The 8929-nt window shown below is 63.2% G+C and carries 10 protein-coding genes; all 10 read right to left on the reverse strand.

The features are described from left to right. Positions 1-552, reverse strand: a 552-nt coding sequence (locus Q0693_RS09115) for an ABC transporter ATP-binding protein (protein ID WP_298631009.1), incomplete at its 3' end; no start/stop codon positions are given. Further along, positions 549-1274, reverse strand: coding sequence for an ABC transporter ATP-binding protein (locus Q0693_RS09120; RefSeq protein ID WP_298631012.1), 726 nt, complete (start codon positions 1272-1274; stop codon positions 549-551). The genes Q0693_RS09115 and Q0693_RS09120, both read right to left, overlap by 4 nt. Continuing rightward, positions 1267-2184 carry a branched-chain amino acid ABC transporter permease gene (locus tag Q0693_RS09125; protein WP_243029439.1) on the reverse strand — a complete coding sequence of 306 codons (918 nt, stop codon included), beginning with the start codon at positions 2182-2184 and terminating at the stop codon, positions 1267-1269. Before Q0693_RS09125 ends, Q0693_RS09120 begins: the two co-directional genes overlap by 8 nt. Beyond that, the gene (locus Q0693_RS09130; RefSeq protein WP_298631015.1) at positions 2181-3038 is read right to left on the reverse strand and encodes a branched-chain amino acid ABC transporter permease; all 858 of its coding nucleotides are present in this window, start codon (positions 3036-3038) and stop codon (positions 2181-2183) included. Before Q0693_RS09130 ends, Q0693_RS09125 begins: the two co-directional genes overlap by 4 nt. An 18-nt stretch (positions 3039-3056) precedes the next feature. Beyond that, positions 3057-4232, reverse strand: a complete 1176-nt coding sequence (locus Q0693_RS09135) for an ABC transporter substrate-binding protein (protein ID WP_298631018.1) — start codon at positions 4230-4232, stop codon at positions 3057-3059. A gap of 15 nt (positions 4233-4247) precedes the next feature. Next, positions 4248-4673 carry a MaoC family dehydratase gene (locus Q0693_RS09140; protein ID WP_243029442.1) on the reverse strand — a complete coding sequence of 142 codons (426 nt, stop codon included), beginning with the start codon at positions 4671-4673 and terminating at the stop codon, positions 4248-4250. Further along, entirely contained in the window at positions 4651-5400 is a 750-nt protein-coding gene (locus tag Q0693_RS09145; RefSeq protein WP_298631020.1) for an alpha/beta hydrolase, read from the reverse strand. Before Q0693_RS09145 ends, Q0693_RS09140 begins: the two co-directional genes overlap by 23 nt. After that, complete coding sequence (locus Q0693_RS09150; RefSeq protein ID WP_298631022.1) at positions 5393-6166, reverse strand: alpha/beta hydrolase; 774 nt, start codon at positions 6164-6166, stop codon at positions 5393-5395. Before Q0693_RS09150 ends, Q0693_RS09145 begins: the two co-directional genes overlap by 8 nt. Next, positions 6153-7631 carry a long-chain fatty acid--CoA ligase gene (locus Q0693_RS09155; RefSeq protein ID WP_298631024.1) on the reverse strand — a complete coding sequence of 493 codons (1479 nt, stop codon included), beginning with the start codon at positions 7629-7631 and terminating at the stop codon, positions 6153-6155. The genes Q0693_RS09150 and Q0693_RS09155 overlap by 14 nt, the downstream gene beginning before the upstream one ends. Further along, positions 7624-8631, reverse strand: a complete 1008-nt coding sequence (locus tag Q0693_RS09160) for a 3-oxoacyl-ACP synthase (protein WP_298631027.1) — start codon at positions 8629-8631, stop codon at positions 7624-7626. Before Q0693_RS09160 ends, Q0693_RS09155 begins: the two co-directional genes overlap by 8 nt. Positions 8632-8929: the final 298 nt, after the last annotated feature.

Genomic DNA, 8929 nt, shown 5'->3' on the forward strand with positions numbered 1-8929 from the left:
CCCTTCTTCCGCCACCCGCTTAAGGGAAAGGAGCACCTCCTCGGCTAGGCGGGGGGCGAGTCCTAGGGAAGGCTCATCCACCAGGAGGATTTTGGGGAAGCCCATGAGGGCCCGGGCGATGGCCAGCATCTGCTGTTCCCCCCCGGAGAGGGTACCTGCCAGTTGCCTCTTCCTTTCGTATAGACGGGGGAAGAGGGCAAAGACCCGTTCAAAACCCTCCCTCTCCCTTTCCGGGGCCAGAAAAGCAGCCCCTAGACGGAGGTTTTCCTCCACGGTCATCAGGGGAAAGAGTTGCCGGCCTTCCGGTACATGGCCGAGACCAAGCCGGGCCCGTCGGGCCGGGGAAAACCTCCGGAGGTCCTCCCCATCCCAAAGGACCTTTCCCCGCCAGGGCGGGATCAGCCCGGAGATGGTCCGAAGCAAGGTGGTTTTGCCGGCCCCATTGGCTCCCAGAAGGGCCACCAGTTCCCCTTCGCCCACCACCAGGTCTAGGCCGAAGAGCACCTGGGCTTTGCCGTACCCCGTTTCCAGATTCTGCACCTCGAGCCTCATGCCCTCCTCCCCAGGTAAGCCTCCCGCACCCTTGGGTCCTGCGCCACCTCCTGGTAGGTGCCTTCGGCGATCACCTCGCCGTAATCCAAGACCACCACCCGGTCGGCCAAGGTCCGCACCACCGGCATCACGTGCTCAATGAAAAGGATGGAAACCCCGGTTTCACGGATCCGCTTAACCAGGGCCACCGCCTCTTCAGCCTCCTTGGGTCGGAGGCCAGCCATCACCTCGTCCAGGAGGAGAACCTTGGGCCGGGTGGCCAGGGCCCGGGCCAGCTCCAGGCGCTTGTCCTCCAAAAGGGTGAGATCCCCCGCTAAGGCTTCGGACCGAGATTGCAACCCCGTGAGGTGCAACACCTCCTCCACCCAGGCTTCCCCTTCCTTCCGGGACGTTCCTGGCTTGCCAAAGAGGGCCCCTACCAGAAGGTTCTCCCGCACGGTCAGCTCGGGAAAAGGCTGCACGATCTGGAAGGCCCGCCCTAGGCCCAGGTGGGTGCGGGCTTCCGGAGGGAGGTGGGTGATGTCTTGCCCCAGGAAGAGGATCCGGCCCTGGTCGGGCTTTATTAGACCTGAAAGAAGGTTCAAGAGGGTGCTCTTGCCAGCCCCATTGGGGCCGATCACCGCTAGGATCTCCCCCTCCTCCAGATGGAGGGTTACCTCCTTTAGGGCCTGGAGCCCCAGGAAGCGCTTGCTTACCCCTGCCGCTTCCAAGACCTTACCCACGGCGCCTCCCCAGTATCCCCACCAGTCCGCGGGGGAGGAAGAGAATGACCAAGATGAGGATGGCTCCGTAGACCACCAGGTAACCCTCTTTGATCCAAAGCCTGAGGGCCTGCTCGAGGCTTACCAACACCACTCCGCCCACCAAGGGCCCCAAGGTGGTGTAGAGGCCACCAAAAATGGGGATGACCAGGGCTTCCACAGCCCTTCCCAAGCTGAAGGCATCGTAAGGGGAGAGAAACAAGGTCTTCATCCCGTAGACGCCACCGGCAAGTCCGGCAACCAAACTCCCCAGGAGCAAGGACCAAAGCTTCACCTGAACCACCCGCACGCCTAAGACCCGGGCCACGGCCTCCGATTGCCGGGTGGCGGCCTGGGCGAGGCGGAAGGGGCTCCTTTCCGCCCAAAGGCTTAGAGCCGTTGCCAGAAGGAGAACGCCAAAGCTCAGGTAGTACGTTGCCAAAGGCCAGGCTCCGGCAAAGGGAGGGGGCACAGGCAGACCGATGGGTCCCCCTGTAAAGGGTAGCTTCAAAGCCAGGGTGCGCAACACCTCGCTGAAGGCCAGGCTGGCGATGGCGAAGTACAGGCCGTGGAGGCGAAGGGTCACCGACCCTAGGACGAGGGCACCGGCTCCCGCTGTCAGGGCCCCCAAGAGGAGGGCGGGAAGGGTACCCAGTTGCGGAGCCAGAAGCCCGGCGCTGTACGCCCCCAAGCCAAAGAACGCTCCGTGGGCTAGGGAGAGCTGCCCTGTCCGGGCCACCAAGTCCCAAGAAAGGGCTAGAGCGGTGAAGAGGAGGACGAAAAAGCCCACGTCCAGGAGAAAGGCCTGCCAAACCCCGAAGGGAAGAAAAGGTAGCAGGGCAAAGAGGACGAGGGAGAGGAGAATCAAGGGGAAGTGGCCGAAACCCTTCATGCCTTCCTCCAGGCCCGGCCTACCAGGGCCAAAAACAGAACCAGAAAGAAGACCGCCTCCACAAGCCCGCCCCCTCCCGGTAGATAGGTACTCACCAGAGCCTCCGCCATGGCGAGCACCAAGGCGGCGGGCACCACCCCCTTCAGGTTGCCAAGCCCGGCCAGGGCCACGATGGCAAAGGACTTCAGGGTGAAGACGAAACCCACGGTGGGGCTGGCGTAAAGCATCACCGATAACATGACCCCGGCTACGCCGGCTAGGGCAGCGGCAAGGCCAAAGGCCAGGAGATAAACCCTGTCCGCTTCGATGCCCAAAAGGCCAGGAGCTAGCCGGTTTTGGGACACGGCCCGCATGGCGAGGCCGAATCGGGTTCGGGTGAGGAAGACCTGGAGCATTAGGAGGATGTCAAGGGAAAGTAAGAAGGCCCCAAAGGGCACAGCTCCTAGGAAAAAGGGTCCTAAAGAGAGGGTGGTGGCCTGGTAAGGCGGGGCCACCACCCGGGTGTCGGCCCCGAACAGGAGGAGGGCGAGGTTTTGCAGGAGGATGGACAGGCCGAAGGTGAGGAGCATCTGGTTGAGCTCGGCGGCCCGCAACACCGGTCGGATCAAGCCCTGGTAGGTAAGGGCACCCACCACGAAGGCGGCGAGGAAGGCCAGGCCCAGGGAGAGGAGGGGGTCCATCCCCCGGAAGGCGAAGAGCAGGTAGGAGAGGAAGGCCCCCATCATCAAAAACTCCCCGTGGGCGAAGTTGACGATTCCCACCACCCCTAGGGAAAGGGCCAGACCCGTGGCCACCAGGGCGTAGATGCCGCTCATGAGAAAGCCGTTTAGGAGGGTTTGCAACAGGAGCTCCATGGTCTTCCTAGAGGCTCCCTATCTTAGGTAGTACTCCCCGGGGTAGCGCAAGGGCCTTGTGGCTACTTCTTTGGGGAAAACGGGGCGACGGCTTCCCTGGAGGTACTGGAACTGGAACCAGATCTCCGGGCCAAACCCTTGGTACTTGGTGCGGCCCGTGTCCGAGGGTTTGAAGGACAGAAGGCCAAAGGGCGTGGGCATTTTGAGGCCAGCCAAGGCCTCGGCAATGCGGTTTTTGTCGGCACTGCCTGTCTTTTCCGCCGCCAGGGCTAGGCTTTTGAGGATGGTGTAGCCCATGGGGGCCATGTATTCCTCCGTGACTTCCCCGTACTTCTTGCGGTAGGCTTCCACGAAGCGCCGGGACTCGGCGTTGGCCACCGTGGGTAACCAGGCGGTCATGCCAGCGATGTCATTGGAAAGGGGGTTTTTCTCAAAACCGATGGGCCAGGAGGGGGGAGCGCCATAGATGAGCTTGGGCCTGAGCCCCACCTGCCTGGCCTGGGTGGCGATGGGCAAGGCGTCGACATCGTATCCAATCCAGTAAAGGATGTCGGGAGCAAAGGCCCGGAAGCGGGTCAGGATGGCGGTAAACTGCCCACTCCCTGCCTTGAAGGGTTCCGCCTGTACCTGGTAGCCCAGTTTTTCCAGTTGCTGTTTGTAAACCCCGATGCCTGCGGAGCCGAAGGGCCCGTCTTCGTAGAGGATGGCCACCTTCTTAGCTCCGTGTTCCCGGTTCAAATACTGGAAGAACTGCAGGGCGGCGGCCACATTGTGGTAGTCCCAGGGGTGGTAGTGGAAAAATAGGGGATATCCCTCAAAAGCCTGCTCTACTACAGAGCTGGCGGCTCCGATAACCAGGAAAAGGGGGCCGTACTGCTTCACGGGACCGGAGAGGGCGAAGGTGACACCGCTGGCTAGGCCGCCGATCACGATGTCCACCTTGTCCACGGTCATAAGCTTGGTGAAGGCAGGAACCGCCTTGGCAGGGTCGGTGCCGTCGTCTACCACCACCAGCTCCAGCCTCACCTTACCGGCGGCGTTGGCCTCATCGGCGGCCAGCTGGATGCCGTTCAGCGCTGCCTTACCCGAAACCGCAGAGGCCCCGGAGAGGGGGAGGATGACCCCCACCTTCAGGGGAACCTGGGCCCATGCGAGCCCGGCCAACAGAACCAAAAATCCCACTACTTTTCCCATACGCGCCTCCTTTCCCTAGGGCTTTGCGCCCGTAGGCTCCTCGTAAAGCACCACGGCCTCGCCTTCTATAACCGTTTCTCCGCGCTGGTTTGTGCACACGGTGTCAAGGGTGAGGACGAATCCCCCCTTTTCCCTTTCGCGCACTCCCTTCACCGTTGCGGTGGCGGTGATGGTATCCCCCAGGTAGGTGGGCTTTAGGAAGCGCAAGGTCTGGGAGAGGTATACAGCCCCGGTGCCCGGGAGCTTGGTGCCGATCACCGTGGAGATGAGGCCCGCCACCAGGATCCCCTGGGCGATGCGCCGGCCAAAGCGGCTTCCTTGGGCATAGGCTTCGTCCACATGTAAGGGATTGGTATCCCCCACCGCTCCCACGAAAAGGGCCACGTGGGTCTCGGAGATGGTTTGGGTGTAGCTGGCTTTATCTCCCACCTTGAATTTCACCGTGCACCTCCTTGAGGAAGTCCTCTAAGATGCCTTTTAGCAACCCGGGATTTTCCAGATTCACTGAGTGGCCTATGTTTTCTAGAAGCAAAAGCCTACCCCTGGGGAAGAAAGCCGCCGTTTCCTCGGCCAGGGCCCGGGTCACGAGGGGGTCCATGGCCCCGTGGATCACCAGAACCGGCCCCGGGTACGCCCTTTCCAGCCGCCACGCCGCCAGGGCCCGGGCATTGCCTTGGAAGTGGGCGGGGTGCATCCTTTGGGCTTTCTCCACCAGCTCGGGGAACCAGGGGGGTCTACGGGTGGGGGCCATGGCAGCTAGGGCCTGGGCCAGGGCTTCCCGGTTGTACTGGTAGCTTTCCAGGATAGGGTAATAGGCTTCTGGGGTTTTCAACCCCGAGGGTGGGGCGGAGTTGATGAGCACCAGCCCCCGTGTCTTCTCGTCCGCCGCTTCCATAACCACCGCACCCCCTAGGGAGTGACCCACCAGGATGGCTTCCTCTACCTCCTTTTCCCGCAGAAAGTCTGTAAGGGCTTTTGCGTAGGCGGGGATGGAAGGGAAGAAATCCTCAGGAACTGGGCTTTCACCAAAGCCCGGCAGGTCAGGGGCCAGGAGCCAGGCCCCTTCTGGGGGATCTTGCAAGAGTTCCCGCCACCATTCCTTGCAGGCAAAGTTGCCGTGGACTAAAACCACCGGGGTTCCGGTACCGCTTTCCAAGTAGCTAAGCATGGACTACCTCCAGGAACTGCCTCACGGCACGGGCGAAGGCAGGGGGATCCTCCAGGGACGCCGCGTGGCCCGTAGGCAAGGCTTGAAGCTCCGCCCTAAGGGCCTCAGCCAAGGCTTGCGCATAGGGCTTGGGGAAAAGCAGATCTTCCTCCCCATAAAGGACCAAGGCGGGTAAGGCAAGGCGCGGAAGCTCAGGCCTGAGGTCCTGTAGGGCAAGAAAACCTAAAAGAAGCCTTTCCTGAGCTTTCTCATTCGGAGACTGGGCCATCAGGGAAGCAAGGCCTTCTTCCTCTAAAAGGTCGGGGTGGGTGTTGAGGAAGTGGGCCCCAAATACCCAGGGTAGGGCTACCCTAAGGCGCAAGGGGGTGCCCCCAGCTCTAAGGGCGTAAAGCCAGCTCTCCACCTTGGCCCTTAAGGCGGGGTCCAGGTAGGGGGTGGTGCAGGCCAGAACCAGCCCCCGGAAGCGATGAGGGGCCAGGAGGGCGGCCTTTAAGGCCACGATCCCCCCATTGGAAAGGCCCACTAAGGCGGCGTCTTCCCAGCCCAGCTCCTCGAGGAGCCCGAGGAGGTCCTGGGCGTGGACCTCTGGGGTGTAGAAACCCTCTGGGGCTTCGCTTTCCCCTTGGCCCCGCATGTCGTAGCGGAGTACGGTGTAGCCCTCGAGGTGGGGCAGCACGGGATCCCAGCTCTCCAGGCGTTGAAAGATCCCGTTGAGAAGCACTACCTTAGGACCCCTACCTTCTATGCGGTACCTAAGCCTGGCCATGCTCCGCCTCCCACATTCTCTTCAACGCTTCCTTATGCACCTTTCCTGGGCCGGACTTGGGGAGTTCCTCCATGAAGACGATGTGCTTGGGGACCTTGTACCCCGCCAGGCGCTCCCGCAGGAAGGCGCGAAGGGCCTCTGACTCTAGCGGTTCCCTTAGGACCACGAAGGCTACCCCCACCTCACCCCACTTGGGGTCCGGTACCCCCACCACGGCGGCCTCCCGTACCGCTGGGTGGTCGTAGAGGGCTCGCTCCACCTCCCCGGGGTAGACGTTCTCCCCCCCCGAGATGAACATGTCCTTCCTGCGCCCTGCGATGTAGAAGCGGCCTCCCTCATCTTGGAAGGCCAGGTCCCCGGTCCTAAGCCAGAGCCTTTCCCCGTCATAGACGAAGGCCTTGGCGTTCTCCTCGGGGCGGCGGAAATACCCCTTCATGACCACGCTTCCCGAAAGCCAAAGCTCCCCGGCTTCCCCCACCTGGGCTTCTCTTCCATCCTCCCGCACCAGGCGGGCCTTCAAGTGGGGCATGGGCCGGCCCACGCTCTCGGGGTAGGCCTCGGCCTCTTCCAGCTCCAGGGTGAAGCAGTTCACGCCGCACTCCGTGAGGCCGTAGCCCTGCTTGAAGCGCACCCCTTTCCTGCGGAAGGCTTCCCGCACCGGGCTAGGGCAGGGGGCTCCCCCGGAGATGGCGAAGCGGACAAAGGAAAGGTCGGCTTCGGCGAAGCCTGGGGTTTCCAGGAGCATCTGGAACATGGTAGGTACCAGGAAGAGGATGGTGGGGCGGTGGGCCTGGGCCAGGGCTAGGTACTCGTCAGGGCGGAAGCGCTCTTGGATCACCACGCTCCCCCCCAGGTAAAGGAGAGGGGTGGCCAGGGCGTTCAGGGCGGCGTGGAACATGGGGGTGGCCAGGATGTAGCGGTCCTCCCGGGTAAGCCCCCAGGAAAAGGCGGTCTGGATGGCGTTGATCAGAAGCTGACGGTAGGGGATCAGGGCGCCTTTGGGCAGGCCGGTGGTGCCCCCGGTGAAGAGGAGGAGGGCAGGGTCTTCCAGGTCTACCCTGGTAGCCTCCTCTATTTCCGCTCCCTCGAGGAGGACCTCGAGGGGAAGGGCCCTTGGATCAAGGGCCCGGGCCATTTCCTGGAACCCTTCCCCGTAGAAGAGCACCTGGGGTTCGGTGTAGGCGTAAAGGGCTTGCAACTCGGGCAAGCTCAGGCGGTGGTTGAAGGGAGTGAGGATGTGGCCTAGGAGGGGGGCGGTGAAAAGGAGGTCCAGGTAAGCGGGATGGTTCCAAGCCAGTAGGCCCACCCGGTCCCCTGGGCCTACCCCCAGCTTCTGCAGGGTCCCTGCCGCCCTCCGGGCCCTTTGGTACAGTTCCCCATAGGTCAGCCAATCACCGCGAAACCAGAGGGCCTGGCGCTTGGGGTGGTATACGGCAAGCCTTCCTAGCCAGTTGGGCTCAAGCATAAAGCCCTCCTTCCAGACGGAGCACCGCTGCCCCGTAGAAGTAACCCACCCCTGCCGCCGCCAAGGCCACCAGGCTTCCATCCCGCAAAAGCCCCTCCTCCCAGGCCAGCTTCAGGGAGAGGATAGGATCCAGTTGGCCCAGGTGCCCGAAGCGTTCCAAATAGATGGACTGGTCTTCCCTCAGGCCCAGACCTTCCAGCACCGCCCGGTGGGCGGAGCGCTTCATGTGAAGAAGGGCCAGGTAGTCTAGGTCAGCCTCGGTATAGCCGGCTTCCCCCAAGGCCTCCCGTATCACCTCCAGGAACGTGGGGATGGAGCTGCGGTCTAGGCGTTCCTTCATAGCCTGAGGATTTTCCACGCGCAGGCGGAACTCTGCCAGGTTGTCCGGATTTAACGGGCTTCGCGTTCCCCCCACAGGCACCTTGACCATCAGGGCCAGGGTGGGGTCCATGCGGTGGGCAAGGCCCAGGAGCCGTAGCCCAGGTCCCTCCCGGGTGAGGATCGCGGCCCCTCCCCCTGCGGCGAGGTCGTAGAGGAAGCGGGTGCTGGGGTCTTGGTAGTCCACCAGGTCCCCATTGCGGTAGCCCCCCGCCACCAGGATCACCTGGGCCTCTTTGCGGGTGGCGAAAAGCCCCCGGGCCACCTCCAGGGCTCCCATGAGGGAGGCGCACTTCTGGTTGAGATCCAGCCCCTTGGCCCTCGAGGCCCCGAGGCCCCAGGCCAGGTAGGGGGCTGTGGTCCAGACGGGATAGTCCTTGTACTCCTCCACAATGGAGATCACCCAGTCGATGGCGTCCGCAGGGATGTTCGCCGCCTTGAGGGCGGCTTGGCCGGCCCAAAGGGCCATGTCGGCGGGGTGGTCCTCGGGCCCCGGTACCGGTTTTTCCACGATCCCCAGCTTTTCCCGAACCACCTCTGCCGGAAGCCCCGAGGATGCGGCGATTTCCTCTGCCGACACGCGCTTGACGGGTAGGTAAATCCCCAGCCCTCGGACGAACATTTGCCTCAAGGTTAGCTTCTGGGTGTTACAGCCCCGTTACACGAGGGGTGTCCTTCCCTGGGGGTAGCCTCCACGGGGCCAGGCCTTCTGCCTGGGGCGGAGTCAATGGGCCATTGCCCGGAGGCCTGGATACTAGGAGAATGTGAGCATGCCCTATCCGGTGCCCCCCTCGAGGCTCCTCCCCCCGCGCACGGCCAAGGAGGTGCGGCGGGACCGCCCTCGGCGCTTGGTGGAGGAAGCGTTCCGCCATAGCCCGGGGGTGGTCCTAGCCGGAGGGGCGGGGTACGGGAAGACCAGC

The organism is uncultured Thermus sp. (assembly GCF_938010445.1).
Classification (GTDB): domain Bacteria; phylum Deinococcota; class Deinococci; order Deinococcales; family Thermaceae; genus Thermus; species Thermus altitudinis.

What these genes read in the sequence shown, in the direction of transcription:
- Q0693_RS09125 (WP_243029439.1), bottom strand. Translation starts at nt 2,184, where the DNA reads ATGAAGGGTTTCGGCCACTTCCCCTTGATTCTCCTCTCCCTCGTCCTC.
- Q0693_RS09130 (WP_298631015.1), bottom strand. Translation starts at nt 3,038, where the DNA reads ATGGAGCTCCTGTTGCAAACCCTCCTAAACGGCTTTCTCATGAGCGGC.
- Q0693_RS09135 (WP_298631018.1), bottom strand. Translation starts at nt 4,232, where the DNA reads ATGGGAAAAGTAGTGGGATTTTTGGTTCTGTTGGCCGGGCTCGCATGG.
- Q0693_RS09145 (WP_298631020.1), bottom strand. Translation starts at nt 5,400, where the DNA reads ATGCTTAGCTACTTGGAAAGCGGTACCGGAACCCCGGTGGTTTTAGTC.
- Q0693_RS09150 (WP_298631022.1), bottom strand. Translation starts at nt 6,166, where the DNA reads ATGGCCAGGCTTAGGTACCGCATAGAAGGTAGGGGTCCTAAGGTAGTG.
- Q0693_RS09155 (WP_298631024.1), bottom strand. Translation starts at nt 7,631, where the DNA reads ATGCTTGAGCCCAACTGGCTAGGAAGGCTTGCCGTATACCACCCCAAG.
- Q0693_RS09160 (WP_298631027.1), bottom strand. Translation starts at nt 8,631, where the DNA reads ATGTTCGTCCGAGGGCTGGGGATTTACCTACCCGTCAAGCGCGTGTCG.